The organism is Actinoplanes sp. NPDC026623 (genome assembly GCF_040638275.1).
GTDB lineage: Bacteria > Actinomycetota > Actinomycetes > Mycobacteriales > Micromonosporaceae > Actinoplanes.
On record NZ_JBEZXZ010000124.1, the window covers coordinates 1 to 26,293 of the forward strand.

A 26,293-nucleotide genomic window follows, 5' to 3' on the forward strand; every position below is an offset into this window, starting at 1 on the left:
CCCGCCGCGGTCCCCGGTCGGGAACCGCGGCGGGCCGCCGCACCGACGGCCGGGATTTTCCGCCGGCCGTGCTCCTCGGGACAGCTCCGTGAGCCGCCTGGCGAGGTGTTTGTTGTCGCGGTGCCGGAGCGCGCAGCGCCGCCGGTCAACCGCTGACTGCGACAGCCGCGGTTTGGGGCAGCGGTGCCAGGCCGCGGATCAGATCGGCGGCCTTCTCCGCGATCGCAATCGTCGGCGCGTTGGTGTTGCCGCTGATGAGGCGCGGCATCACCGAGGTGTCGGCCACCCGCAGACCGTCGGTTCCGAGCACCCGCAGCTCCGCGTCCGTCACCAGGCCCATGGCGCACGTGCCGGCCGCGTGGTAGGACGACTGCGTGTTGCGCAGGAGGAAGTCACGGATGTCGGCGTCGGACTCCGAGGCCGGGACACTCTTCGGCTGCTCGGTGAAGCGGGAGAGGGCCCGCTGCCCGGCGATGCTCAGCGCGGCCCGCACGCCCTCGGTCGCGATCCGCAGGTCGGCCTCGTCGGCGTAGTAGTTGTGGGTGATCCGCGGCTTGGCCGTAGGGTCGTCACCGGCGAGTGTCACGCTGCCCCGGCTGCGTGGTTGCAGCACGTACGCCCCGAACGAGATGGCGTGGTGGCTGGGGAAGCCGAGCCCGCCGTCGACGTACATCACCGGCAGGGAGACGAACTGCAGGTCGGGCGCCGACAGATCGGGGCGCGAGCGGAGGAAGCCGCCGGCCTCGGGTCCGTTGGATGACAGCGGTCCGGAGTGGTGCTGCGCGTACTGCTGTTGATAGCGCTCTTCTCCCGCGGCGAGCAGGCTCACCGGCTGGGAATGCGCGTAGACCAGCCAGAACTGCGGGTGGTCCTGCAGGTTCTGGCCGACCAGCGGCTGGTCGACCACCACAGGGATGCCCAGCGCGGTGAGCAGGTCGGCCGGGCCGATGCCGGACAGCATCAGCAGCTGCGGCGTGTTGTACGCGCCGGCGCTGAGGATCACCTCGCGCTCGGCCCGGATCATGACCTCGACGCCCGCCCGCCCGCCGGAGACGCCGGTGACCCGGCCGTTCTCCGTAAGGATCCGGTGCACCTGCATGCCGGTCTCGATCGTCAGGTTCGGACGCTCCCGGGCCGGATCCAGATACGCGACAGCGCTGCTGCAGCGCATCCCGTCGCGCTGCGTGACCTGGTAGTACCCGAAACCGTCCTGGGACGGGCCGTTGAAATCGTCGGTGGCCGAGTGGCCGGCCTCGAGCGCGGCCGCGATGAAGGCATCCGACATCGGGTTGCGGGACCGGTTCTCGCTGACCGACAGCGGCCCGCCCGCGCCGTGGAACTCGGAGGCGCCGCGCTCGTTGTCCTCGGCCCGCACGAAGTACGGCAACAGCTCGTCGAAGCTCCAGCCCGGCTGCTCCCACGAGTCGTAGTCCAGGCGGTTGCCCCGGGTGTAGATCATGCCGTTGATCGAGCTCGTGCCGCCCAGCACCCGGCCGCGCGGCAGGTAGATCCGGCGATCGTTGCAGAACGGTTCCTGGTGGCTGTCGTAGTCCCAGTCAAGCTGCGTCCGGAAGAGCTTCGGGGCGCCGGCCGGCACATGGATGTTCGGCGAGTCGTCCGCCGGGCCGGCCTCGATCAGGCAGACCGTCACGTCGGGGTCCTCGCTGAGCCGTGCCGCAAGCACACATCCCGCCGAGCCGCCGCCGATGATCACATAGTCGTACATTCGGGGTTCTCCTCCACCTTCATCGCGGGACGGGCGTCCGGTCCAAAGTCGAGGATTTCCCGCGGGCCGGTGCTGCCGCACCTCTCCGGTTGCTTCCCGCGGCACGGCACGGCAGGACCGGCACGTTACGAGATGAGCAGACCCGGTGCCGTCAATAGGCTTCCGGTGAGCATGGACCTCTTGACCGATCAGCAAGCCCGGAACCGAGCCGATGAGCAGCAGTCCCATCGATTCTGACGAAAGCGAGAGCAGCATGCCAACGAACACCTCCGCAGCCGCCGCACCGGTCGTCTCCAGCGCCGAACAGGCGGAGATCGCCTTCATTCCCGCCCGCATGATCAAGGCCTGGGCCGCACACGACGCCGAGGCCTTCGCCGACCTCTTCACGCCGGACGGGACGATGATCCTTCCGGGCGTCTACCAGAAGGGCCGCGACGCGATCCGCGAGTTCATGACGGCCGCGTTTGCCGGGCCGTACCAGGAAACGCGGGTCACCGGCTCCCCGATCGACATCAAGCCGCTCGCCGACGGCGCCGTGGCGCTGCTGACCACCGGCGGTGTCCTGGCCGCCGGCGCGACCGAGCTGTCGGACGCGAGCGCCATCAGGGCCTCCTGGATCCTGGTCAAGCGCGAGGGCCGGTGGCAGCTCGCCGTCTACCAGAACTGCCCGCGTGATTGAGCCGCTCTCCACCGGCGTCACGGGCGACCGACACTCACAGCAGCGTCGGTCGCCTTTCGCGTCTCCGCCGCCGGCGGTAAGGCAACCAGCACCGCGCGGACTCGCGCGGTGCTGGCGGCTCGGGTTGTCGTCGAAATCAGCGTGAGAGCGAGCGAGCGAACGTACGGATGTCATCGACCAGCAGCTCCGGCTGTTCGAGCGCCGGGAAGTGACCACCGCGGTCGAACTCCGTCCAGTGGCTGAGGGTCGGAAGGATCCCCTCGGCGAAGCGGCGCACCGGCCGCACCGCGTCCTTGGGGAACGACGCGACTCCGACCGGCATCGTGAGGGGCCACGGCCCGGCCCAGGTCCGGACGAAGTCGTCGTCCAGATGGGTGGACTCGTAGTACAGCTGGGCGCTGGATCCGGCCGTCGCCGTCAGCCAGTAGATCGTGACAGCGGTCAGAAGGTGATCGCGGCTCAGGGCGTCCTCGGGCACCTTGTCCGAGTCGGTCCATTCCTTGTACTTCTCGGCGATCCACGCGAGCTGGCCCACGGGCGAGTCCGTCAGGGCATAGGACAGCGTTTGCGGGCGCGTGGACTGGATCTTCTGCCACCCCATTCCGTCCTGCGCGAACCGGGCGGCGAAGCCCAGCCGCGCCAGGTCCGCCTCGTCCAGGTCGGCCATCGCCGCCGGATCGGGTGGGGGGAACGTGACGCACATGTTGAGATGCACGCCGGCGACGTTGGCGGGGTCGGCCAGGCCCAGTCGCAGGGAGATCGGCGAGCCCCAGTCACCGCCCTGGACGGCGTAACGGTCGTAGCCCAGGCGGCGCATCAGTTCCATCCAGGCCCGGGCCACCCGGTCGGTGTCCCAGCCCACCTGGCCGGTCGGGCCGGAGAACGCGTACCCGGGGATCGAGGGGATGACCAGGTGGAAGGCGTCGGCCGGGTCACCGCCGTGCGCGGCGGGATCGGTCAGTGGCCCGATCACGTCCAGGAACTCGGCCACGGTGCCCGGCCAGCCGTGCGTCAGGATCAGCGGCAACGCTCCGGCCTCCGGGGATCTGATGTGCATGAAGTGGACGCTCGTGCCATCGATCTCGGTCAGGTACTGCGGGAACTCGTTCAGCCGGGCCTCGACCGCCCGCCAGTTGAATTCGGTCCGCCAGTAGCCGGCCAGCTCCTTGAGGTACCCCAGCGGCACCCCGCGGTCCCAGCCGACGCCGGGCATCTCGTCCGGCCAGCGGGTGCTGTCGATCCTGCGTTTTAGGTCGTCCAGATCGGACTGTGGGAACTCAACGCGGAACGGGCGCATCTCGATACCTCCGGGTCAGTCTCTTGCCGCTACGAGCGGTGCGGGGGCCGGTGCCAGTCGTCCGGATTGCCGGAGCGTCCGGAGCACCCGGCCGGGACGAAGCAGAGCCGCCGGCTCGTCGATGAGACCCGCGACCCGCATGAAGGCGTTGGTGAGGCTCGCATCGTGGACCGCCGCTCGCTGGAGCCGGGCGATGTAGGCGTTGATCATGCGGACCTTGGCGGTCCGGGTGCCCTCGACCCCCGGGTAGCCGAGGTCCGCGATCGCCGCGAAGTCCCACGGCGAGTCGATCTCCCGGGCGATCTTCTGGAAGAACTCCTGCGGCCGCGGCACCGCGGTCTTCCGGAGCTGAGCGGCGAGGATCTGGGACTCGATGGCAGCGACGGCCATGCCCTGCGCGTACACGGGGTTGAAGCTGCACACCGCGTCACCCATGACCAGCAGGCCGTCCGGAAAACGGGACAACTGCTCGTAACGACGGCGAACGCTGGCCGGGAAGCGGAACATCACCGCGTCGTCGACCGGCTCGGCGGCGCGGACGGACTCGTAGATCTCCGGCACCGGCACGGAGCGGACGAACTCGAGGAAACCGTCGGGGTCGGTCGGCGGATAGTCGCCGAGCACACCGGTGAGCGACAGCTCGACCAGGCCGTCGTCCCCGGGTTGCCGGTAGTAGAGGGCACCGCGCGGATGCGACGGGGTCGCCGCCGCGATGACGGCGATGTCTCTGCCGAAGGGATCGCGCGACACCCGGAAGTGGCGCGTGGTGTAGGCGAGGTCGACCTTCACCTTGTCCTCGGCCGGCCGGGAGTAGCCAAGCTCCTCGAGCCAGGCCGGCGTCCGTGAACCCCGGCCGGTGGTGTCGATCACCAGGTCGGCGGGCAGGACCTCGACGCCCGATCCTCCGTCATGGCGCTGCACGCGGACGCCGGTGACCCGCCCCTTGTCGGCCGTGGTCTCCAGCCCGACGATGTCGTGCTGCTCGAGGAACCGGATGCGGCTGACCTTCTGCACCCTGCTGCGGACGACCCGCTCGATGACCGGCCGGGTGCAGGGCACCGAGAGTAGACCGGTCCGGGCCGGGCGCAGCAGCATGCCGTTGAAGTACCAGCGGATGTCGCCGCTGAAATCGCCCGGCCGGATGCCGGCGGCTTCCAGGTCCGTCAGGAGGCCGGGGAACTGCTTCTCCAGAATCTGCTGGCCGCGGGCGACCAGGCCGTGGGCATGGCGGCCGTGCGGGACGCCACGCCGGGGACCCATCACTCCCGCCAGCTCATCGCGGTCCACCACCAGGACATCGGGGTAGATCTCGGCGAGAACGTCGGCGGCAAGCAGGCCGGCCAGGCTGCCGCCGAGCACCACAGCGCGGGGTACGAGCTGCTCAGGCATCGCGATCTTTCCTCCTCTGGGGCCGTGAGCTCCGACAGAGCCGGGGCCAAAGCCAGCATCGGTGACCGCGACGGGCCGGGCACCTTCCGCTGTGCTGCGGGAACAAGCGCGGCCGCAAGCATGGAGGTGCCTCGCCGGGCGGCGGCGGAAAAGGATGATGGCATGAAGCATTCAGGCGACGAGCGGATCCTCCGGCGGCTTAGCTCCGGCGACACCGATCCGATCCTGGTAGCCGACTTCCAGGCGATGTCCATGTCACCGCGCCTGAGCGACATGCTCAGCGAGCGCATCCAGGGCCGGGCCGTGTTCCAGATCGACCCCATCGGCGTGCTGTCCGGCGAGCGCTGGTATGTGCCGCTACCCGAGCTGGCGGCGGCCTGCGCGGACGAGTTCCGGGAGTCCGGCGCGCAGCACGGCCGGGTCATCGTCATCGGACACTGCAGTGCCGCGCCGCTGGCCCTGCACGTCGCGGGCCTGCTGGCGCACGATCGTGCGGTCACCGCCGTCCTGGTGAACCCGACGTGGCCCGGTGACGAGCACGTGACGGTGAAGTTCGACGAGTTCCTCGCCAAGTTCGGGCCCGCTGCCCGCCCGGCGCCCGACCTGAACGACGACCCCGAGCTGGTCGTCTCGGCCATGGCACAGATCCTGCTCGACGAAGTGACAGCGCTGGCGGCCAGCCGCGGCGTCAGCAGCTCCGCGGGAGCCTTCTCGGACCTGATCGTGTGGTACCGCGCGTGGTTGGCGTTTCTGCTGGCCGGCCGCAACGATCGGCAGATCCGGCGCGCCGCCGGTCAAGCGGCGGTGACGGTGTTGTCCGACTCTCCCTCGCAAGTCACGGTGCCCGGCCGCAACGAGAACACCTACCTGGTCCGGGAACTGCCACCGCAGCCGGTAGGCGCTGTCACACCCGAGCTGGCGGAGATCGTCACCGCGCGTGTCGCGCCGAGTCAGTCGTCGATCGCCTGACGGATGCGACCGTCCGGCGCCGGCGGCGCCGGCGACCTCGACGGGAATATCGCTGTCGTAGTTGAAGTCACCGCCGAATGACGAGCCTCTCGATCCGCACCATGGGCAGGCGACGCCGGGCCACGACCAGGGCCGCGTGCTGCTTGCCACCTTCGGGCGAGACCACCGGTCGCAGGAACAAATTAGTGACTCCCGGGGGTCGCCCGACTCCTCGCCCACCCGCCCGACTCATCATGATCATCATCGTGCGTCAGCGGCCCGGCAGCTCGCAGGTTTGCTCCCCGGCATCGCGCCGGAGGACTCGAGCAAGACTCGACCGAGGCCCCACCCGCCGCACGATCGCCTCCCAAGCCGGCCAAGGCAGAGTGTTAACAGATCGTTTTGGTCCAATCACGGAGGCCCAAGTGAACAGTGCTATCAGGAATGCAATAGCGCGCATCTGGGAGGACTACAGCGAGCCGCTGTCACTCGACGAGATCGCGAAGAGTGCCATCCTCAGCCGGTTCCACTTCTCCCGGGTTTTTCGCGCCACGACCCGCGTCTCCCCGGGGAGATACCTCTCCGCGGTCCGCATCTACCAGGCCAAGCGGCTGCTGGCCACGACCTCGCTGAGCGTCACGGACATCTCCCTGGCGGTCGGCTACAACAGCCTGGGTTCGTTCACGAACCACTTCACCGACAGCGTGGGCGCGTCCCCCAGCCGGTTTCGGCGCATGTGGGTGGAGGGCATGCGGGTGACACCGAAGCCCGAGAGCCGGCCGGCGCCGGAGACCGGCACCGTCACCGGAACCGTCAGCCTGCCGCCCGGCTACGCCTCTGCCGCTGTCTATATCGGAGCCTTCGAGACGCCGATCATCCAGCGCCAGCCGGCGTCGTGGACCGTCGTCGAGGCGAAGGCCGGCACGAAGGCGCGCTACTGCCTGCCCGAGGTCTCCAGCGGCCAGTGGTTCATCAGGGCGGTGGCCACAGCGGACAGCGCCGACCCCGAGCCGTGGACCCGGCGCACCCTGCTTTTGGGTGACGTCGATCCGGTCACCGTGACCGACCGGTCCACCAGCATTGTCGGCATCGCGTTGCGGCCCCGGCGCATGACGGACCTGCCCATCCTCTACGCGATCCCCGACCTGGAGGCGCAGGGTCTTGGCCACCCGGGCCGGTCCGAATTGGGCCGCCGTGCCGAGCCGGCGCTGGGACGCGGATAGCAGAGAGGTCCGCCTCCGCGACCCTTCCGGGTGTTCGCGGAGGCGGACCTCTGCAGGGCTCAGCGCCGGGCGAACTGCCCGGGCCGGCGTCCGGCTCCGGCCGGACCGCGGTAGGCCTGTGCAATGTCGAGCCAGCGGTCGGCCTCCGCACCTTCGGCGGTCAGCCCCAGGTCGGCGCGGTGCCGGCGACGGCTGACCAGCAACGCGAAGTCCTCGGCCGGTCCCGTCACCCGCTGGGTCGCGTCTGCCGGCCCGAACTCCCAGACCACGCCCGAGGGGCCGGTCAGCTCGACCCGGAACTCCTCAGCCGGCGGCGTCAGCCCGTGCGCGTGGTAGCCGAAGTCGCGGGTGCGGAAGCCGAACCAGGCCAGGTGGCCGATCCGGTCGGTCAGCGGCCGGGTGCGCCCGAGCGCGTCGGCGATGTCCTGGCCGTGACCGAACAGCTCCATCATGCCGGCCGCGGCCAGAACCGTCGGCGGCAACGGCGTGACCAGCCAAGGAACGGTGGCCGTCGGGTCCACGGCGGCAAGCGCTTTAGCCGCGGTGTTGCGCTCCTGCCGCCACTTGTCCACCAGCGCGTCGGCGGGCAGCTTCAGGTACGGGGGCAGGGCCGCGTCCACCGCACCCTGGAAGTCACGCTTCGCACCGGCCACGCGGTCGGCGAAGGCCGCCGGATCGCCGGCCGACAGGGCGGCCAGGTGCGACACGAAGGCCAGGTGGGCAATCTGGTGTTTGACCGTCCAGCCCGGGGCCGGGGTGGGCGTGGACCACTGGGCCGGGCTCAAGCCGTGCACCAGAGCCTCGACATCATCGCCGTCGGCGATCAGGTCGTCGTAGACGTTGGACTGATTCGACATGGGTTCCTCCCGATGGTTCGCCTAAGCCGAGGTGACTGTCACTGGCCGGCTGGTCCGCGCCGCCGGCGGCAGCGAGCCGAGATAACGCACCGGGACGCCGCGGGCCCGGGCGGCCCGGACGATGTTCGGCACGGCCCGCTCGGCGATGGCGGCGATGGTAAACGCCGGGTTGACCGTCAACGCCCCGGGCACGGCGGAGCCGTCGGTCACGAAGATCCCGGGGTGATCGCGCAGCTCGTTCGTGTCGTCCAGGGCCGAGGTCTCCGGGTCGTCGCCCATGCGGCACGACGCCAGCGGATGCACGGTGTACGCCCCGATGACCTCGTTGGTCCAGGGCATCACCCGAGACAGGCCGTCGCGCTCCATGATGTCGCGGATGTCCGCGTCGGCCAGGGCCCACCCGTGCCGGGTGTTGGCGGTCGGCTCGTACCGCAGGTTGCCCCGGCTGAGCATCTGCATGGAAATACGATCGGCGTTGCCGCTCGGCGGCGGTGGACCGAAGACGCCCTCGTTGTCGTCCTCGGACATGATGAAGATGGTTAGCCACGACTGCCAGCGCCGCAGGATCTCCTTCTTCTCAAGTCCGAACCAGCTGGGCCCGTGTGCGTCGGGAGCCTGCGCGAGAATCGTGCCGAAGCCCGGCGGAAAGTAGAGCTGTTCCAGCGAGTAGCGGCTGAATTCGGGCAGCGAACCGTCGAGCCGGTCCCAGCTTGCGGCCGACGGTCCCCGGCCGATCTGGTTCGCGGCGTAGGCCAGGCCGTCGCCCCGGTCCAGGCCCAGCACCTCGCGGACCCGGTCCTCGTTGAGGACAGCCGTGTTGAGCCGTTCGCCGTTGCCGGAAAAATAGCGCCCGACCGCGGGCGGCATCGCCCCGAGGGTCTCCTCCGAGCGCTGCAGGATGACCGGGGTCGCGGCAGCGCCGGCCGCGACCACGACCACGCTGGCCTCGATGACCCCGGCGCCGACCTCCACCCGGTAGTCGACCGGGTCGAGCACTGTGTAATGCACCAGGAAGTCGCCCCCGGCAGTCCGCTCGATGCGCTGCACCTCATGCAGGGGCCGGATCCGGGCGCCGTGGTCGACGGCCGCCGGCAGGTAGTTGAGCAGCAGCGATCGCTTCGCGTCGAACTTGCAGCCGGACATCATCCAGTTGCAGTTGGTGCACAGGTCCGTGTCGATCGCGGCGGCGACCGGATTGGCCGTGCGGCCGGCGTGGTCGCAGGCCGCGGCGAACACCCCACCGGCGTACGTGACGTCCTCCCAGCCGCCCCGCGTGATGGGCAGAGCCTGGGCGACCCGGTCGTACCAGGGCTCCAGGGACTCACGGGTGATGGACTCGGGCCACATCCGCCGGCCGAGGCTGCCCTGCCGCTCGAACACGAAGCGCGGGGCGCGGGGCATTGCCGCGAAGTAGACGACGCTGCCGCCACCGACGCAGTTGCCGCCCAGCACGTTCATCCCGTCGCCCATGGTGAACTCGAACACCCGGGTCGACGACGAACCGAACTTGAAGTCGTGCTCGAACTCGTCGGCGGCCAGCCACGGTCCCCGTTCAAGAACGACGACCGAAGCGCCGCCGGCCGCCAGGTGGTACGCGGGAATCGCCCCGCCGAAACCACTCCCGATGACCACGACGTCGGTCTTTTCGTAGGCTGTCAATGCGGATCTCCTCTCGAGGTCGTCCGCGGGTGGATCGCGGCGAGGGCACGGCCGTAGGAAAAGCGGGGGAAACGCCAAACGCCGTCCGGCTCGGGCGGCAGGAAACCCATCGAGGTCAGACCCGGATGGCCCGCCGCCAGGGCGTCGCTCGTATGCAGGTGGGCACCGGTGTCCCAGGCCATGGCGCTGAACATGGCCAGCGCGACCCACAACTCCTGCTCCGGATGCCCCGGGGCCAGCAGCTGCTGGGCCAGGGCGATCCGGTCGGTGAAGTCCAGCGCCACGAAGGGCGGCACATCCGGCTCGGGCTCGAAGCCGCTCCGGGTGGTGTATTCGCGCGCGTGCTCGTTCAGGCCCTCGGCCAGGCTGTCCAGGGTGCCGGCCAGCCCGCCCTCCGGGGAGAGCATCAGTTCCACGGCTCCGGAGGCGACTGCGCCACCCCCGGTCGATGCGCCGGCGATCGCCCGATCGGCCGGGCCCCGCTTCTCGCCGGGGATGATGGTGTCGGCGTACGCCTCGAGGGTCAGCAGTTGGTCGATCGTCAGACCGTCAGAATCTTGCACGGGCTTCCCTTACGGCCGGGGCGTGTCGAACAGGCTGGGGAACCGCGTGGTGAGGCCCAGATCGCCGCGAGCCTTCATGCGGCCCCGCAGGAACAGCATCTTCGGGTTGGCGTTGCCGGTGACCATTTTCAGGAAGTCGACCGGTCCGAGGGTCAGCGTGAGCCGCGGCGTGCGGGCCGGTTCCGGCGCCACCGCGAGTTTTCCCCGCGTGATGACCAGCTCCAGCGTGTCGGTGCCGCCGTCGGGGCGCCCGGTCACCTTCCAGTGCACCACGGCATCGAGATCCCCGGCCCGGTCGGCCAGGAAGACCGCCGGCAGGTCGGCGACGATGTCGTGCATGATCGATGCCCGGCGGGGCGACCGCATCAGGTCCAACAACTCGCGGTCGGAGGCGGCCTTGACCTGCCGGGCGAACGCGAGGCGGTCGTGCAACGGACTTGTGTCGATTGGGCTCATCGGGCGTTCTCCTGTCGGCCGGCGGGCTCAGGCTGCCGGTGCCGTGCCGTAGCCGGCCGCGACGATCTGCTGCGCCATCCCGTCAAACCGGGTGCTGTCCTCGACGGTCAGGGTTCCGAGCCCGTCGACGTAGCGGTTGAACATGCAGAACGCCGCGGCGATCAGGACCGTGTCGTGGATCTCGACATCGGTCGCTCCGGCCGCCTTGGCCCGGTTCACCAGCGCCGGGGTCACCGTCCTCCCGCCCTGCTGCACGGCTGCGGCGATCGGCAGCAGGGCCTTCATCCGCCCCGAGATCGAGGCCGTTTCCGGGTTCGCGCGCACCTCGGCCACCAGGTGCGCACCGCCCGGCAACTGAGCCGCCGCGAAGGCCGAGTGCGAGTCGCGGCAGAAGTTGCACTCATTGAGGCCGGACACGTAGGCCGCGATCAGTTCGCGGTCGCCGCGGGACAGGGAGTTCGGCTCGACCAGCAGCACGTTGGCCAGCTGGTTCAGCGGCCGTGCGGTCTCCGGCCGGAAGGCCATGAGCCCTGTCACTCCCGGGAACTGGGACTCGTCGACTCCCAGATCGATGTGCGCCATGGTTCACCCTCCTCGATGGGCGTCGGTGACACCGACGCCGTTGCTCCCGACCGTGGCATGCCCGCCGCGGCCGGTCCACTTCCGCCGTGCCGTTTCCCCGGCTGCGGCGGCGAACGCGTCCAGGCCGTCCAGCTCGACGACCCGGATCGGCCGGGCGGACACCACCGTGACCGCTCCGGCGTAGCCCGGTCCGGGATGCAGATCCACGAGCTGCGCCGTCCGCACCAGGCCGGGACGGTGGGTGAAGCCGGTCAGCCGGGGCCGGTCCCACGGGGGTCCCAACGTCACGTCCGCCATCGGGATCCGCAGCCCGTCGCCGGTCGCCTTCAGCACCGACTCCTTGCGCGTCCAGCAGGCGAAGAAGGCCCGCAGCCGGGCCGGCCGGCCGTGCACCTCGGCGAACGCCGCACGTTCGGCGCCGTCGAGCACGAACGGCAACATGCCGTCCACGTCGACCCCGGGGTCCACTCGCTCGACGTCCACTCCGACCGGCCCGTCCGCGCACAGGGCGACCGCCACCCGGTCCCCGGAATGCGAGAGAGAAACGTTCGGCGTGCCCCCCACCACCTCGGGGCGCCCGTGCAGCCGCCGGCAGTCCGGGCACTCCCGGCGCAGCCTGACCTCGAAGGGATCGCCACCGGTCGCGGCGGCCACCACGACTTTGAGCAGCGCTGTGGCCGACGTGAACTGCCGCCGCGCCGCGCGGTGGTGGAACGATCCGGCGCGGGCCTGTTCCGGCTCGCTGAGCAGTTGCTCGCACCAGCCGGGAGCTTCCGCCGGATCGATCCACCACACACGACAGTTGGTGACCGCAACCGTCACGCCGGTTGGGACGCCGCCGGGGCGACCGCCGCCCGGCGCCGTTCCCGGGCCCACTTCAGCCACCACATGGCGCCGCGGCCCAGACAGACCAGGGCCGTCGCGAAGAAGAGCGTGTACACGACGTTGAAGAGCATCAGCACGCCGTAGACGACACCCACGCTCATGCCGAACATGAACTGGTCCCGCGGCCGGGTCGGGGTGGTGCCGGGGTCGGTCACCATGTAGTTGGTGAAGAGCAGGAACGCCACGCCGGTCATCGGCAGCAGGGCGGCGTACAGGGCGACGTCCCAGCCCCACCACCGGAGCAGAGCCTGGATCACGAACGCACCGAGCCAGCCCAGGATCAGCGGCACCTTCTTGGTCAGGACGGCGTTCAGGACCGTGCCGGCGGTCAGCAGGACAACCGGGATCATGATCCGGAACACGTCGGGCACGTGTTCGGTGAAGTGGTAAGGCGGGGCGATGTTGACCCAGGAGAACAGGACGAGGGTCGCGGCGATGCCGAAGTTCGACGGATTCATGAAGTGCCGCCACCGACCCTTGATCGGCGCGATGAGGACCGCCTTCTGGCCGACCCCGATCACCACGGCGAGGGCGATCGGCCAGAACTGGTCGTTCGCGTAGAGCAGCATGTTGACCGCGAGCGTGGTGATGTAGGCCGGTAGGAGGTAGGTGTAGACGCCCCAGGCGCCGTACCCGGCGAAGGCGGGCATGCTCCGGGTGGCCCAGGCCGTGATCAGCCCAATCATCATCTCCAGGCCCAGGCCGATGGACAGGGCGAAGAAGGGCCAGGCCCAGGGCTGCTCGAAGCCGAGAACGGTGTAGCCCAGGATGTTGAAGACGCTCATGGAGATGGCGAAGTTGCGGAGCGCCAGGTAACGCGGGTCCCGGCCGTCCACGCGGGGCGGCCGGTTGGCCCGCTGGTTCGCCACGGCCTGCAGTACCGGCGGAACCGGCGCTTCCCAGCCGGGCGGTGAAAGGGTGCTGGTGGTGGGGACGCTGTCGGTCGCCGTCATTTCGCTGCTACCTCCTTGACCTGGTCGGTCAGCATCAGGTCGTGCCAGCCGGCGGCCAGGTCAATCGTCTGCACGTGGGCGGCGCCGCCGAGGTCCCGCCAGCTGATCTGGGCGGACACCGGTTGCGCACCCGAGTCACCCAGACCGAAAAACACATCGAAGCTCCGCTTGCCGGAGTGGCCGCCGCCGCCGTCGAGCTGGGCGATCTGTCGGCTGCCGTCGGCCATGGTCACCAGTACCTTGGCGCCGTAGGCGGGGGTGCCGATCGGCCCGCCCGGGGCACCGGCGGTGGCCGGCCGGTAGAGGCGCAAGCCCAGGAAGTCACCGCGACCGGTGGCCGTGTTGCGGTAGAAAGCCGGCGGGCCCCACTGGCGGGCGATGGCGAACTCCTGCCCGCCGTCGCCGTCGGTGTCGGCGACCGCCACGCCCCGCGTCGGGGTCGGATCGTCCAGCCCGAGTTGGGCGCTGAGGTTCGTGTAGCGGCCACTGCCGTCGCGCACCCAGAACGCCGTGGGTTCGTGCCCGGCGATGTCGTCACCCGGCTGGGCTTTGGGCCACATGTCCGGGTTCTCCAGCAGCAGGTCGTTGCTCATGGCCAGTTCCTGCAGCCAGTTGAACCGGTTGATGGTGCCCTTGACGAACCCGCAGGCCTGCACGACGGCCAGCTGGCCGCTGTTGTCGAAGTCGGCCATCTTGGCGTCCCAGCCCCAGCCGGTCCAGGCCATGTTGAAGTCCGCGGCCTCATTGCGGAACGGCGCGACGCCCTTCTCGAGCTTCGCCCGGGCACCGGCCGGGCTGCTCTCGGTGTTCACCCACACCAGGTTGCTTTCCTCCAGACCCCAGGAGGTGGTGATATCGCTGACGAACGCGTCGAACTCGCCGTCGCCGGTCAGGTCGCCGAACTCGATGGCCATGCCCTTGAACGAGTCGTGCCCGACCACCAGGGACTTAGGCGTGACTGCGTCGCGCTTTCCCTCCACCAGTTCGAACCTGATGTCACCAGGGGTCGACCGGTTGTGGAACATGCGGTCCTGACCGAAGTCGTTGGCCAGGTAGAGCTCGGGCAACAGGTCGCCGTCCAGGTCGGCCGAGCTGGCACCCAGCGTCCAGCCGGTGGAATAGCGCGGGTCGATGGCCGGCTCCTCCTGGAACGACACCGAGGACGCGGTCGCCCCCGTCCAGCGCAGCAGGTGCGCACCACCGGCGTTGGTCGCCCGGGACATGGAGTGGTTCATCTGCACGTTGGGCTGCCCGTCGGGGTCGAGCACGCCACTGTCCGGGAAGTAGTTGAACACGCCGAGATCGGCGTGCCCGTCACCGTCGAAGTCCGCGACCGCGACGGCATTGGTGTTCCACTGCTTGCCCTGGTACGTGCCACCGGGTCCGGCGGAGGGCGCGATCAGCTCGGTGGGCTGGTAGCTGGCGAGGCTCAGCGGCCCCGGCCTGCCGCGGTGCAGGAACACCACCGGGGTACGACCCCAGTAGTAGACCAGCAGGTCGGCCCAACCGTCACCGTTGTAGTCACCCGGGACGCAGCCCATCGGCGCGATGAAGTGGTTCATCGGGAGCGGGGCGGGGTTCAGCACGAACGGTTGATAGGTCTCGCCGCCGGCCGGGGCCGGAGTGACGATGGCCGCGTCGGACCGCGTGTCCACCAGGCACAGGTCGTTGGCCACGCCCTGACCGTTCAGGTCGTTCAGGGAGATGGCGGCGCCGACCGACGAGATCCACGACTTTATGTGCTCGTACCGCGGGTTGACCACCCGGACGGATTTGGTCGGAAGGTTGTCCGGCAGGGCTATCTGCATCTCCGTGAACCGGAACTTCCCGGCCAGGGCGGCCGCGTCGGCCGCGGAGACCGAGGGCCGCTGCGCCACCACGAACAGCGTGGTGGCCAGGACGATGACGAAGAGCGCTGGAGCGAGTCTGCGGACCACCGCGACTGGGCTTGATCGCATTGGATCCTCTCATCTCGACGAATCGGCGTCCTTCGACGCCGGACGGGGGGCAGTTATTTCTGCCGAACAAATCGTGGATTCCGCACCCGATTGCTTCTTCTCGCGCAATGCTCGATGGCGCTAGCAGTCGCTGTGCAGGAACTGGCCGTTGAGGAACAGCAGCGCGTCGTCGCCGGGACGGCGCCACAATGACAGCAACCGGCCGACGTAGATCGTGTGGTCACCGGCCTCGTGGCGGTGCTCCAGCTCGCATTCGAGGTGGGCCAGCGACCCGTCGATCAGCGGCGCACCGCTGTAGGCGCCGAGGGACCATGCCACGGCGTCGAACTGGTCCCGGCCCACCGGCCGTCGTTTGTCCGCGAAGTACCGCGCCACCTGGGCCTGGTCGGCAGCCAGGATGGACACGGCGAACGTGGTTTGCCGGTTCAGGACGTCGTGCATGAGGGCGTCCCGCCCGACGCAGATCAGGATGAGCGGTGGGTCGAGGGAGACTGCGGTGAAGGAGTTGGCGGTCATGCCGTGCGGGATCTCTCCGCCCGCCGTCACCACCGTGACCCCGGTGGCGAAGGCACCGAACACCCCGCGCAGCGCCGCCCTCTCCTGGACGGCGTCCTGAGCCGCCTGAAGCCTTTCCACATCCGCCTCCGGGAGCTCTGCTAGGTATAGGGCTGCAACGCCTTGGCCAGCGCCTCCGGCACGCGGGCCGGAGTCGTCCGGGTGTTGGGTCCGCGCATGCAGGCGACCCGTTGGTTGCCGCGGGCGACCAGCGTCTCCCCGCCCTCGTCCAGCCGCACGTAGTCGAAACCGAACTGCACCTGGGTCTGCGCCAGCTCGGTCAGCCGCATCCGGATGAAGAGCTCGTCGAACGCGGTGAGCTCCGCGAAAAATTCGCAGTCGACCTTGAGGGTGAACAGTTTCAGGTCCTGTTGGAGATCCTCCAGGACCGCCGGTGCCCGGTCCTTGAGGAACATCTCCCGGCACCGGCCCTGCCATCGCAGATAATTGACGTAGTAGACGTTGCCCACCATGTTGGTTTCCTCGAAACCCACCGTGTGCCGGTACTCGTAGTACTTCTCCACTGCCTATTCACGCCCTTCGCTGAGAATGGCCATGGCGGCCTGGTCCGGCGCGCCGGACAGCCGGGTGACGAGGGTGGCCACCCGCTGGTCATCGCACCCGAGCACGACCCAGCCGGCCGGTTCCGCCGTGATCACACGCCACTCGCCGGCGTCGGGCCGGCAGCTCCCGGCGGCCTGCACCCGTGTGGCCGCGGCATCGAGGGGTTCCCCGGCCACCCGGGCGACCAGGTGTGCCACCTCCAGCCGCGGGCCCAGGTGCTCGGCCCACTCCTCCGCGGTCCGGTGGGCCACCGAGAAGACCGCGCAGCCGACGGGAACCGCGGCCGAGACGCAGAGGGCGACACCCGCCGCCGAGCTGGCCGATACGTGCTGACCCCCTGAGACCCGGGGCCGGCCGTCCTTGGTGTAGCGAACCTTCACCGGTGCGCCGAGCGCCCGGCCGACCGCGACGGTGGTGGTCGACGGGTCCGGCCCGCCCGGCGCGGGCTCGACCGCTACCGCGACCGCAGACCCCAGCACGTCCTGCACGGCCCGCTCCAGGTAGCACCCGAGCAGGACCGGATGCCAGGGCCCCGAGCCGTCGAGCTTGCGGACGGCACGCAGCCGCAGACCCTCCCAGCGTTCGACGACGGTGCCGGCCGGGTCGCGCAGCGCGATGTCGTAGACGTAGGTGTCCCCGTCCCGCGAGCGCTCGGTCGCCCGGAATCGGAGCGGTCCGGCGTCGAACATGGCCGCGCCGGCCGGCACGATCCGCTCGATCCCCTGTGGGAGCAACGTCGCGTCGGGCACGCAGACCTGGTTGCCGTGCATCATCGCGTCCCGTACGCCCGGATCACCGAGCAGCAGCGTGGGCGGCAGGAAGCCGGCGAACCAGTCGGTCGAGGCGTCGGCGACCACTGTGGCGTCCACGTCGCGGGCCGCAGCCCGGTGATACGTCCGGAGCCGCTGGAACCGGCGTCCCTGGAACAGGACGGGTCCGTAGAGATCGGTCGCCGGATCGAGCGGGACCTCGGGCAGCCCCGGTTCGGTCTGCTCGGGTGCTCCCGCCGCCGGCGTCGTCGCCTCGAAGGACACCCGGGCCCGGAAGTGGTCGGCGCTGAACCCGGTCTCCTCGCTGTGCAGCACGACCTCGACGGTGCCCGGACCGGTGACCACGGCCGCGACCCGGATCCGGGTGCTGCCGTGCACCGGCACGACGATCGGCCGGAGGAACTCGGCGCCGGTCACGACGGGCGCGTGAGCCGCACCGATGACCGCCGCCGCGACCTGCGCCATGGCCTCCATGCCGAAGACTGCCGGGAAGAGCTGGTTGCCGTCGAGCAGGTGATCGGCCAGGTACAGATCGGTTCCCGCGCTCAGCTCGACCTCGCAGATCAGCTCCACCCCATGGAAACGCACCAGCGGGCGAGCGACGAAGCGCAGCAGCGGCAGCTCCGGCTCGTCGTAACACATCGTGCCGATGCCGTGGACCCGGCCGCTGATCACCACGGTCCCCGGGCTGTCCGGGTCGGCCAGCAGCCGGCGGAGCACGGCGATCCCCTGCTCCGGCGGGATGGCGCTGACCCCGTCGCGGTCGAGCTTCTCGACCACGTCCAGCCGTTCACCCATGCCGATCCCCGACCACACCGACCACTCGAGACAGAGCGTGCGGCAGTTCGGGTTCCGCCGGCCGTACTCGGCCGTGGCGGCGTCCAGCCATTCGTTCGCCGTGGCGTAGTGCGCCTCGCCGGGCAGCCCGGCGCGGCCGATGATGCTGCCCAGGGTGACCAGCAGCCGTACCTGCTGCGGATCGACGGCGGCCAGAACGGCGCGCAGGCCGCCGACCTTCGGTGCCAGCGTACGGGCGACCTCTTCCCGCTCGAGGGTGACCAGCGACGCCGGTTCGTTGCGCCCGGCGCCATGCAGTACCGCGGTGACCGGGCCGAGCTTCGCGGTCAGTGTGTCCACCGCACGCTGGACCGATCGGGGGTCGGTGACGTCCGCCCGTGCGTACTCGACGGTCACGCCGGCCTGGGCCATCCGCCGGAGGTTGGCCGAAAGCTCGGCGTCCTGGGCCGGGTCGGCCCGTCCCAGCAGGGCGAGCCCGGCCCCGCTGTCCTGGGCCATCGCCAAGGCGCACTCGGCAGTGATGCCCTTGCCGCCGCCGGTGACCAGCAGGACGTCGGTGGCGGTCAGCGCCGGCACGGTCCGGGCCGGTTCGAACGGCAGCACCCGGAGCACCGGCGTCCGGCGGGTGCCCTCCGCGTCGTAGAACATCTCGGCGAAGGACTCCGTCGCGGCGGTCTCGGCCGTCACCCGGGCCACCGCCTGGTCACCGGTGGCCAGGTGGACCACTGTGACCCGGGTCCGCGGCGACTCCAGGTGCAGCGTCTTGGCCAGCCCGGCCGCACCCCGGCCGTGCTGGACCAGGACGAACCGCCGGTCGGCCGGGCCGGCCAGGGCCACCTTGGCCCCGCGCAGGGCCAGTTCGAGGTCGTCCTCGGCGCAGTCCGGCGGCAGGCAGACCAGGACGCCCGCGCCCACCCCGGCCCGGGCCAGGCCGGCACCCAGCTCCCGGGCGAACGGGTGGGCGTCCGGGGCGAAGACCTGCCACTCACCGTCGGATTCCCGGGCCGTCCGGGGCGGGATCGCGGTGACGTCGAGGTCGACCGACCACGGACGGACCCAGGGCGCCGCACCGGCCGGCACCACGGGTGTGGCCGGTTCGGGGGTGCCGCCGTTTGCGGAAATGGCCTCGTAGGCGTCGGCGAGTTCCCGCACGGTCGACGTGGCGAAGTTGGCCGGCGCCTGCCCGGCCGGGATGCCGAGCTGGGTCGCTACCTGGTTGACGATCTGGCCCACGGTGATGGAGCTCAGGTGCAGGTCGTCGAGCAATCGGCTGTCCGGGCGCACCAGTTCCAGCGGCAACTCGGCCCGCTCGGCCGCCAGCCGCCGCAGCAGTTCCAGGCCCGAAGCCGCGCGATCCGCTGTCGCCGGTGCGGCCGGGGCCGGGGCTGCGGACGCCGGTCCGGCCGGTGCGGCCGGGGTGGCGATGCTGACGGCGGGGGCCGCCTCGCAGGGGTTGGCGAAGAACGACTGCCGGGCCCCGACCTCCAGGGGTTTGAGCAGCCGGCCGTGGAACAGGCGCGGGTCGACCTCGGCCGCGCCGATCACGAACGCCGCCCCGACCACCCGCAACACGCCGGCCAGCGACTCGTCATCGGTGTCCAGCGCGACAGCTCGCAGGTCGACCGCAGCGGCCACTCCCGAGAGCACCCGGCCGGGACCGACCTCGATCAGCAGGTCGACCTCCTTGCCGGCCAGGGCGATCGCCGGCTGGAAGAGCACCGGATCGGTGATCTGGTCACGCAGCAGCCCGGTGATGTCGACGGTGGGCGGCAACAGCTCTCCGGTCACGGTGGACATCACCCGGCCGGTCAGCGGGGCCCAGGAGTGCTCGTCGAGCGTCGCCCCGAAGGCCACGGCCGCCTTCGCGACCAGCGGTGAATGGAACGCGTGCGACACGGGCAGCCGGCCGGCGGCGTAGCCGGCGTCCCGGGCCCGGGCACAAGCCACCTCGACGTCGTCGACAGGCCCGGCGATCACGGTCTGCTGCGGGCTGTTTGCCGCGGCGACGACCACGTTCGTGCCGGCGATGATCTCGTCGACCTCTCCTACCGAGGCGCTGATCCTGGCCATCGTGCCGGTCGCGCCGTGCTCGCTCATGGCCTGGCCCCGCTGCACGGCCAGGCGCAGCAGCGCGTCCTCGTCCATGGCGCCGGCCCAGTGCAGGGCCGTGAGCTCACCGAGGCTGTGTCCGACGGCCACCGTGGCGTGCAGGCCGAGCGCGGTGAGGACCCGAAGCCCGGCGACCGACCCGGCGACGATCCGCGGCTGGGCGACCTCGGTCGCCACGGTGTCGCCGCCGGTGGGCAGGGCCGCCTTGGTGAACACGGCCTCCGCCTCGGTGAACCGGCGCCGCATCGCGCCGCCGCTGGTGCCCCGGCCGGAGCCCTGGCCCGGGAAGAGGAAGCCGATCTGGCCGCGCTTGGCAAAATGCCCCATCAGCGTCTGCCCGTCCGCGCTGAAGGTGGTCGTCTCACCGGCCTCGACCTTGTCCAGGAGGCTCCGCAGGCGCTCGGTGGCGTCCTCGGGCGAGCGGGCCACCACGGCCGCGCGGTAGGGCAGGTCACGCAACTGCCGGTGCAGGGCCGCGGCGAGATCGCCGAGCTGGGCGTACGAGATCGCCGGCACGAAGCCGGCCAGCTGCCGCAGCCGGTCCGCCAGCTCGGCGGTCGAGGCCGCGTCGATCAGCAGCAGCTCGCGGTCCTGGATGGCCGCGGCGATCGCCCGTGTACGGACGTCGAATCCGCTGCGCCGCTGGGTGTTCTCCAGCACGACGTGGGTGTTGATGCCGCCGAAGCCCATGGCGGTCACCCCGGCCCGGACCGGACCGGTCGCCGGCCATGCCTCGGCCTGGCGCAGCACCCGGAGCGTGGCGTCCGGGTCGGTGAGCAGTTCGTGAGGTTCGCTGCAGCCCAGGGCGGGCGGCAGGACCTGGTGGTGCACGGCCATCGCCGCCCGGATCAGGCCGGCCACGCCGGCGGCGGCCTTGGTGTGGCCGATCATCGCCTTGACCGAGCCGACCACGGCGGGCGTCCCGGTGGCCCCGGCGTCCCGCCGTGCCTGCGACAGCGCCCGCAGCTCGGTCGCGTCACCCACCTGGGTGCCGGTGCCGTGGCCCTCGAAAAAGGCCACCGTCTCCACCCCGAAACCGGCCCGCTCGTACGCCCGCTGCAGCGCAAGCCGGTAGCCGCTGAGCTCGGGCCGGGTCATGCCGCCCTTGCCGTCGGAGGACATGCCCCAGCCGGCCACCGTGGCGATCACCCGCTGGCTGCTGCGCAGGGCGTCCTCCTCGCGCATCAGCACCACCATGCCGCAGCCCTCACCGGGCCAGAACCCGTTCGCGCCGCGGTCGTAGACCTTCATCTCGGAGCGGGACAGCGCTCCGGTCTTGGCGAAGCCGATCAACTCGAACGGGTCGATCGACAGGTCGACCCCGCCGGCCACTGCCACGTCGATGGTGCCGTCGACCAGGCCGTTGCAGGCCGTCGCCACCGACAGCAGCGACGACGAGCAGGCGCCGTCGACGGTGAAGCCGCCGCCGTTGAGATCGAAGTAGTTGCAGATCCGGCCGGCGATCGTGTTGGACAGGCCGCCGGCCAGGGTGTCCTCGTCCACCTCGGGGAAGGGGGCCTTGTAGGTGCCCTCCAGGCCCGCCAGGAACGCGCCGACCCGGTCGTCGTCCCAGCCCTCCCGCTGCAGCGCGGCGGCCACCGTACGCCGGACGAACGGCCAGCGCAGCCGCATCTGACCGGCCCGTGAGAACTCGCCGGTGAGGCTGTTGCCCACCACGACGGCCGTACGCTCACGGGGCAGGCCGGCACCGCCCGGGAAGCCGGCGTCGGCCAGCGCCTGCGCCGCCACGTCCAGGGCGAGCCAGTGGGTCAGGTCGGTCGACCGGTAGGTGCTGCCGGCGACCTTGAAGGCCACCCGGTCGAACTCGTAACCCTCGATGACCGCGGCGATGCGGGCATAGAAGCGGTCGGGTGCTGCCGGGTCGGCCGACCAGTAGTCGTCGAGGTTCATCCGTTCCGACGGCAGCTGCCGGAACGCGCGCCGTCCGGCGACCGCGTTCTCCCACAGCTCGCGTGGGTTGTCGGCGTCGGGGTAACGGCAAGCCATTCCAACGATCGCGATCCGGGTCATCTTCACTCCGTGGCGGTTGGTGCGAGGTGGCCGATCCGGACATAGGCCTCCGAGATCCGCTGGCGCCAGACCTCGAACGCCGGCACTGCACCGTCGGCCGGCAGGTCGGTCATCGCCTCGTCGGTCACCTTCTGCGCCAGCGCCACCGGCTGGCCGCAGAAGATCCGCGTGGCGGTCTCGTTGTGCGGGCAGACCAGGTTGGCGCGGGCTCGGGCGCCGGCCGCGAAGGCGGCGCCCTGGGCCAGCTGTGCCCGATGGGTCCCGGCGTGGTCCCAGAGTGCCTTCAGCTCGGCCTCGGTGGCGCCGCCGGCGTAGGTGGCGGCGAGGCCGATGCCGCTGTAGAGATCAGCCCACCGCGGGCGCGGATAGCGCTCGACCAGGCCGGTCACCACCTCGACGTCGGTGCCGCCGATGAACCACAGTGCCCGGCCGATGCCCTGGTCGATGGCTCGTCCCGCGTAGTCCCGCGAGGACACGTCGCGCCAGGGCAGCGAGGTGTCCTCGTAGCGGTCGTAGACGTAGCGTTCGGTGCGGAAGTAGGCCTGATGGAACCCGTAGCCGTCGAGCACCAGCCACCGCAGCAGCGGATCGGCGGCATACAGGGCCGGCCATCGCAGCCGGGGAAGCCGCGCCATCGCCCACCCGACCCCGACGTACGCCATGTAGACGTGGTCGGCGCCGGGGCCGGCCAGGAAGCGTTCGACGTTCCGCCCGCCGGGCCGCAGCCCGTCGCGGATGGCGAAGGCCATGGCGGCGCCCTCGTAGGCGAAGCCGCGGAACCGGGTGGGCACGGTCGTCAGCGGCTGCTCGGCCGCGGACGGCGTCCGGGCCTCGGCCGCGATTGCGAACCCGTCGAGGAACGTGCCGCCGATGGTCTCCAGGAGCGTACGGGCCGCGGGGCTCTTGACGTGGAATCCGCGGACATCCAGCCTGGTGGCGGATCGGTCTGGTGTCATTACCTTGCGGCGAATCACTCGAAGAGCGTTCATCGATGGGCTTCTCCTGTGCCGCTAGTCGGCCTGGGGGCTCGGTGCCCTCGGCCGTTTCCCTGAGCCTGACAAGACGTCCCTGAGGTGTCTTCTTTGGTGTTGCCCGAGGGCCGCCGGGTCGGCTCCGGTACGCGTTCGGCGCGGGCGCGTTGTCCCGCTCGTCCCGTTCGGCACATGCCGGAGCCGCGCACGATGGAGGAATGTCCCGGGCCCGCTGCGGTGTGAAAGTGGGTCGGTGACGAACGCACAAGATCGCTGGCCCGATGCCCGAGCTGCCGTACGCCAGGCTGTCCATCGGTTCACCACATTGGTCGGCTCCTGCCCGGCGCCGACGCGAACGCTGGCCACCAAGGCCTGGAGCGTGTCCGACACGGCGGCCCACGTGTTGTCCATCGCGTTGCTCTACAACTCGCTGGTCGACCCCGACGTCCCGTTACCAGCGGTGCCGGGCGTCGAAGCCGCACTAAAGCACACCACTGTGGACACCGTCTCCGCACTCAACGTGCTCGTGCTCAGCCACCTGACCGAGCGTGACGCCGACGTGCTGTGCCGCGAACTCCTGGAAGCCGTGGACCGGCTGCACCGGGCGACCGAGCACAGCGACCCGGACGGTGTCGTCCGCTGGCTCGGCGGGGCGTCGGTCACCATCGCCGGCCTCCTCGCGCACCTGACGAACGAGCTCCTCATCCACGGCTGGGACATCGCCCGAGCCACCGGCCGGCCGTGGCCCATGCCCGAGGCAGATGCCGCCCTGTTCTTCCACCTCTTCTTCATCGACATGGTGCGGCACGACCACGGTGTCCTTATCGACACCGGGGTGCGCCAGCCCGCACGGCGGGTCGCGGTGGCCTTCCGGTCGGCGTACACCCCGGAGGCGGTCGTCGTGCTGGAGAACGGCCGGTGCACCATCGCCCCGCCCGGCACCCCGGCGGACGCACGCATCACCTACCGCCCCGCGCGCTTCAACCTCATGCTGTTCGGGCGCATCAGCGTGTTCTCCGCAGTCGTACGCCGCGACGTGGTCGTCGGCGGCCCCCGCCCCTGGCTGCTGCCCGGGTTTCTCCGGGTCGTGCACATGCCGAATTCGTAGCCGCGCTGCCGCTCAGCTCGTCACCGGTTGTAAGGCATCGTCGGGAACCAGCCGTGACCGAACATCGCCGGCAACCGGATGTCCCAGTACACGAAGGTGAAGACGCCCAGGGCGATGAGCAGCGCGCCCGTCACCGCGATGGTCCGAGCTGGGTTCCCGGCCAGCCAGGCGATGGCCCGCCCCCGGCTGAGCAGCACGATCAGGCTGAACAGGGCGGCCACGATGACGATGTTGCCCAGGGACTGCAGGATGAACGCGGCCGCGCCGTAGAGCGGGTTGCCGTTGTCGACAGCCCAGTGAAATAGCTTGTTGAACAGCCCGTACGGGCGCCCGATGAGGAACGCGCCGACGAGCGCGCCGAGGGTGACCACGCGGGCGATCGGGCGCTGGGCGAACGGGTCGGGCACCAGACCGAGGGCGGCCAGGCCGAGATAAACGAAGATCAGACCCACGAGGCCGAAAACCACGATCGACTGCCAGAGACGGACGGGAATGCCGCCGGAAGTCGCGGTCGACAGCTGCGGCAACCGGTCGCCGATGAGCACCCCGAGGAAACCGTAGACCCCGGAGACGACCACCATGCCGAGGGCCAACCAGCCGACCGGCCGCAACATGCTGCGCAGACCGCGGCGCGTCGAGGAGCCGGCACTGGCCTGGCTCATCGGGCCGATCGACGCCGCCATCGCGATGTTGCAGGCGGTGAACGTACCGGCCAGTCCGGAGACGAACGCGAATGCCAGACCGGCCACGGTGCCACCGACGGCGGTGGCCTTGGCGTCGCGGCCGAGCAGAGTGTTTGCGACATTGTCGCCGATGACGTGGTCGACCAGCTCGAACGACCACAGAATGGCCAGGAGCACGCCGGCGATCACACTGCCGATGACAATCCGTCCTCTGTGTACCGACACCTCGGTCACCGGCGGGGAGATCATTCGTTTGCGTTCATAGACAGTCATGCGCACGATTGTCTGTGAGGCTCAGGGCCTCCGGCTGCTCCAAATTGCTCTCCTCATTTCGGGTGCCACCGCAATGTCGCGCCGACGCTCGACAGAGCACTTTGGAAGATGCGCCGGGCCGCGCCCCGGCCCATCTTGGATGCGGCGCCACCAGGTGCGCATTCCACAATTGTTACGGAGGGCTTGTGGCCACGACCTCGGTAAACGAACGGCGCTCGGTCAGTTGGATCAACGGCGCCGGGCATCGTCTTGTTCTCGGCCTGTTCATGGTCGTCGTCCTGGCGCACTGGGCCGAACATCTGGTGCAGGCCTTCCAGATCTGGGGCCTGGGCGAGCCGCGGCCCCAGGCGCGCGGCGTGCTCGGCCAGTTCTACCCGTGGCTCATCTCGTCCGAGACCCTGCACTACGGCTACGCCATAGTGATGCTGATCGGCCTCTTCGCCCTGCGCAACGGATTCGCTGGTCGCGCCCGGACGTGGTGGACCGTGGCCCTGGTGATCCAGTTCTGGCACCACATCGAGCACCTGCTGCTGCTGATCCAGGCGCAGACGCACCACTTCCTGTTCGGCGCCGCGGTGCCGACCAGCATCTTGCAGCACTTCTACCCCCGCGTGGAGCTGCACCTGTTCTACAACACCGTCGTCTTCATCCCGATGGTGGTCGCCATGTACTTCCACCTGCGGCCCACCGAAGCCGAACGGGCCACAACCTCCTGCACGTGTGCCCGCGAGCTGTCCCTGGCCTGACGCCATGACCCGAACCACCCGGTGGGGGCGATTCCTGGCGGCCGGCGGCGCGCTCATCGTCGTCGCCATCGGGGTGCTGATGGTCACCGGCGGCCGCGATGCCGCCGACCTCGGATCGGTGAGTCCGGCCAACGGCGCGGTCTTGCGCGAGCCGCCCCAACAGGTGTCCCTAACCTTCGACGCGGCGGTGCGCCCGGCCCAGATCCACATCGGAGTCTCCGACTACGATGGGCTGGTGGCCTCGGGCGCTCCGGTGGTGACCGGCTCGGCCATCACCGAGCCGGTGAGCCTCCGGGCCGACGGCGACTACGTGCTCGCCTATCACGTGGTCCTGGACGACGGGCGCACCTTCTCCGGCAGCAGCCGCTTCCGGGTCTCGTCGCTCGCGGACCGGGCCGCTGCGGCGCCCGCCGGCCCGGCCCCCCCGGCCCCGGCGGCGGGCGGCCCATTCCACATCACCCACGATCAGCCACGCAACCAGCACAACGGCGAGGCCACGGGGTGAGTCGG

General features: G+C 70.4%; 22 protein-coding genes. 6 read left to right on the plus strand and 16 right to left on the minus strand.

Annotation, left to right across the window (positions count from 1 at the left end):
- Positions 1 to 145 precede the first annotated feature (145 nt).
- The gene (locus AB0F10_RS29600; protein ID WP_360632117.1) at positions 146 to 1,726 is read right to left on the minus strand and encodes a GMC family oxidoreductase N-terminal domain-containing protein; all 1,581 of its coding nucleotides are present in this window, start codon (positions 1,724 to 1,726) and stop codon (positions 146 to 148) included.
- 253 nt (positions 1,727 to 1,979) lie between these two features.
- On the opposite strand from AB0F10_RS29600, the gene AB0F10_RS29605 reads away from it, so the two are divergent.
- Complete coding sequence (locus AB0F10_RS29605; protein ID WP_360632120.1) at positions 1,980 to 2,405, plus strand: SgcJ/EcaC family oxidoreductase; 426 nt, start codon at positions 1,980 to 1,982, stop codon at positions 2,403 to 2,405.
- A gap of 136 nt (positions 2,406 to 2,541) precedes the next feature.
- Here AB0F10_RS29605 and AB0F10_RS29610 read toward each other — a convergent pair whose 3' ends face one another.
- Both AB0F10_RS29610 and AB0F10_RS29615 read right to left on the minus strand, forming a co-directional pair.
- Positions 2,542 to 3,702: an epoxide hydrolase family protein gene (locus AB0F10_RS29610; protein WP_360632123.1), complete on the minus strand. Its 1,161-nt coding sequence runs from the start codon at positions 3,700 to 3,702 to the stop codon at positions 2,542 to 2,544.
- 15 nt (positions 3,703 to 3,717) lie between these two features.
- The gene (locus AB0F10_RS29615; RefSeq protein WP_360632126.1) at positions 3,718 to 5,091 is read right to left on the minus strand and encodes an FAD-binding monooxygenase; all 1,374 of its coding nucleotides are present in this window, start codon (positions 5,089 to 5,091) and stop codon (positions 3,718 to 3,720) included.
- A gap of 162 nt (positions 5,092 to 5,253) precedes the next feature.
- On the opposite strand from AB0F10_RS29615, the gene AB0F10_RS29620 reads away from it, so the two are divergent.
- Positions 5,254 to 6,060, plus strand: a complete 807-nt coding sequence (locus tag AB0F10_RS29620; RefSeq protein ID WP_360632129.1) for an alpha/beta fold hydrolase — start codon at positions 5,254 to 5,256, stop codon at positions 6,058 to 6,060.
- 404 nt (positions 6,061 to 6,464) lie between these two features.
- Positions 6,465 to 7,262, plus strand: coding sequence for an AraC family transcriptional regulator (locus AB0F10_RS29625; protein WP_360632132.1), 798 nt, complete (start codon positions 6,465 to 6,467; stop codon positions 7,260 to 7,262).
- 59 nt (positions 7,263 to 7,321) lie between these two features.
- Here the strand turns inward: AB0F10_RS29625 and AB0F10_RS29630 are convergent, their stop codons facing one another.
- From AB0F10_RS29630 to AB0F10_RS29685, 12 genes are all read right to left on the minus strand, one after another.
- Positions 7,322 to 8,119: a TIGR03084 family metal-binding protein gene (locus tag AB0F10_RS29630; protein ID WP_360632135.1), complete on the minus strand. Its 798-nt coding sequence runs from the start codon at positions 8,117 to 8,119 to the stop codon at positions 7,322 to 7,324.
- 21 nt (positions 8,120 to 8,140) lie between these two features.
- The gene (locus AB0F10_RS29635; protein ID WP_360632138.1) at positions 8,141 to 9,778 is read right to left on the minus strand and encodes a GMC family oxidoreductase N-terminal domain-containing protein; all 1,638 of its coding nucleotides are present in this window, start codon (positions 9,776 to 9,778) and stop codon (positions 8,141 to 8,143) included.
- Entirely contained in the window at positions 9,775 to 10,341 is a 567-nt protein-coding gene (locus tag AB0F10_RS29640) for a DUF5987 family protein (protein ID WP_360632141.1), read from the minus strand. Before AB0F10_RS29640 ends, AB0F10_RS29635 begins: the two co-directional genes overlap by 4 nt.
- Before the next feature lie 9 nt (positions 10,342 to 10,350).
- Positions 10,351 to 10,797, minus strand: coding sequence for an SCP2 sterol-binding domain-containing protein (locus AB0F10_RS29645; RefSeq protein WP_360632144.1), 447 nt, complete (start codon positions 10,795 to 10,797; stop codon positions 10,351 to 10,353).
- Positions 10,798 to 10,824: 27 nt separating this feature from the next.
- Positions 10,825 to 11,379 (minus strand): peroxidase-related enzyme, encoded by a 555-nt coding sequence (locus AB0F10_RS29650; protein ID WP_360632147.1) that lies wholly within the window; start codon positions 11,377 to 11,379, stop codon positions 10,825 to 10,827.
- 3 nt (positions 11,380 to 11,382) lie between these two features.
- The gene (locus AB0F10_RS29655) at positions 11,383 to 12,174 is read right to left on the minus strand and encodes a 4'-phosphopantetheinyl transferase superfamily protein (RefSeq protein ID WP_360632150.1); all 792 of its coding nucleotides are present in this window, start codon (positions 12,172 to 12,174) and stop codon (positions 11,383 to 11,385) included.
- Between the two features lie 23 nt (positions 12,175 to 12,197).
- Positions 12,198 to 13,217, minus strand: a complete 1,020-nt coding sequence (locus AB0F10_RS29660; protein ID WP_360632153.1) for an enediyne biosynthesis protein — start codon at positions 13,215 to 13,217, stop codon at positions 12,198 to 12,200.
- Positions 13,214 to 15,175 (minus strand): CRTAC1 family protein, encoded by a 1,962-nt coding sequence (locus tag AB0F10_RS29665; protein ID WP_360632156.1) that lies wholly within the window; start codon positions 15,173 to 15,175, stop codon positions 13,214 to 13,216. The genes AB0F10_RS29660 and AB0F10_RS29665 overlap by 4 nt, the downstream gene beginning before the upstream one ends.
- A 120-nt stretch (positions 15,176 to 15,295) precedes the next feature.
- Entirely contained in the window at positions 15,296 to 15,811 is a 516-nt protein-coding gene (locus AB0F10_RS29670) for a flavin reductase family protein (RefSeq protein WP_360632159.1), read from the minus strand.
- Positions 15,812 to 15,831: 20 nt separating this feature from the next.
- Entirely contained in the window at positions 15,832 to 16,254 is a 423-nt protein-coding gene (locus tag AB0F10_RS29675; RefSeq protein WP_360632162.1) for an acyl-CoA thioesterase, read from the minus strand.
- A 3-nt stretch (positions 16,255 to 16,257) separates the two neighbouring features.
- The gene (locus AB0F10_RS29680) at positions 16,258 to 22,002 is read right to left on the minus strand and encodes a type I polyketide synthase (RefSeq protein ID WP_360632165.1); all 5,745 of its coding nucleotides are present in this window, start codon (positions 22,000 to 22,002) and stop codon (positions 16,258 to 16,260) included.
- Between the two features lie 2 nt (positions 22,003 to 22,004).
- The gene (locus AB0F10_RS29685; protein WP_360632168.1) at positions 22,005 to 22,991 is read right to left on the minus strand and encodes a DUF1702 family protein; all 987 of its coding nucleotides are present in this window, start codon (positions 22,989 to 22,991) and stop codon (positions 22,005 to 22,007) included.
- Between the two features lie 235 nt (positions 22,992 to 23,226).
- Here AB0F10_RS29685 and AB0F10_RS29690 point away from each other — a divergent pair, with 235 nt between their 5' ends.
- Positions 23,227 to 24,081, plus strand: a complete 855-nt coding sequence (locus tag AB0F10_RS29690) for a maleylpyruvate isomerase N-terminal domain-containing protein (protein ID WP_360632171.1) — start codon at positions 23,227 to 23,229, stop codon at positions 24,079 to 24,081.
- A 20-nt stretch (positions 24,082 to 24,101) separates the two neighbouring features.
- On the opposite strand, the gene AB0F10_RS29695 is transcribed toward AB0F10_RS29690, so the two are convergent.
- Positions 24,102 to 25,037 carry a hypothetical protein gene (locus AB0F10_RS29695; RefSeq protein ID WP_360632174.1) on the minus strand — a complete coding sequence of 312 codons (936 nt, stop codon included), beginning with the start codon at positions 25,035 to 25,037 and terminating at the stop codon, positions 24,102 to 24,104.
- Positions 25,038 to 25,222: 185 nt separating this feature from the next.
- On the opposite strand from AB0F10_RS29695, the gene AB0F10_RS29700 reads away from it, so the two are divergent.
- Positions 25,223 to 25,783: a hypothetical protein gene (locus AB0F10_RS29700; RefSeq protein WP_360632177.1), complete on the plus strand. Its 561-nt coding sequence runs from the start codon at positions 25,223 to 25,225 to the stop codon at positions 25,781 to 25,783.
- A 4-nt stretch (positions 25,784 to 25,787) separates the two neighbouring features.
- On the plus strand, positions 25,788 to 26,288 hold the full coding sequence (locus tag AB0F10_RS29705; RefSeq protein WP_360632179.1) for a copper resistance CopC family protein: 501 nt from the start codon (positions 25,788 to 25,790) through the stop codon (positions 26,286 to 26,288).
- The last annotated feature ends 5 nt before the right edge of the window (positions 26,289 to 26,293 follow it).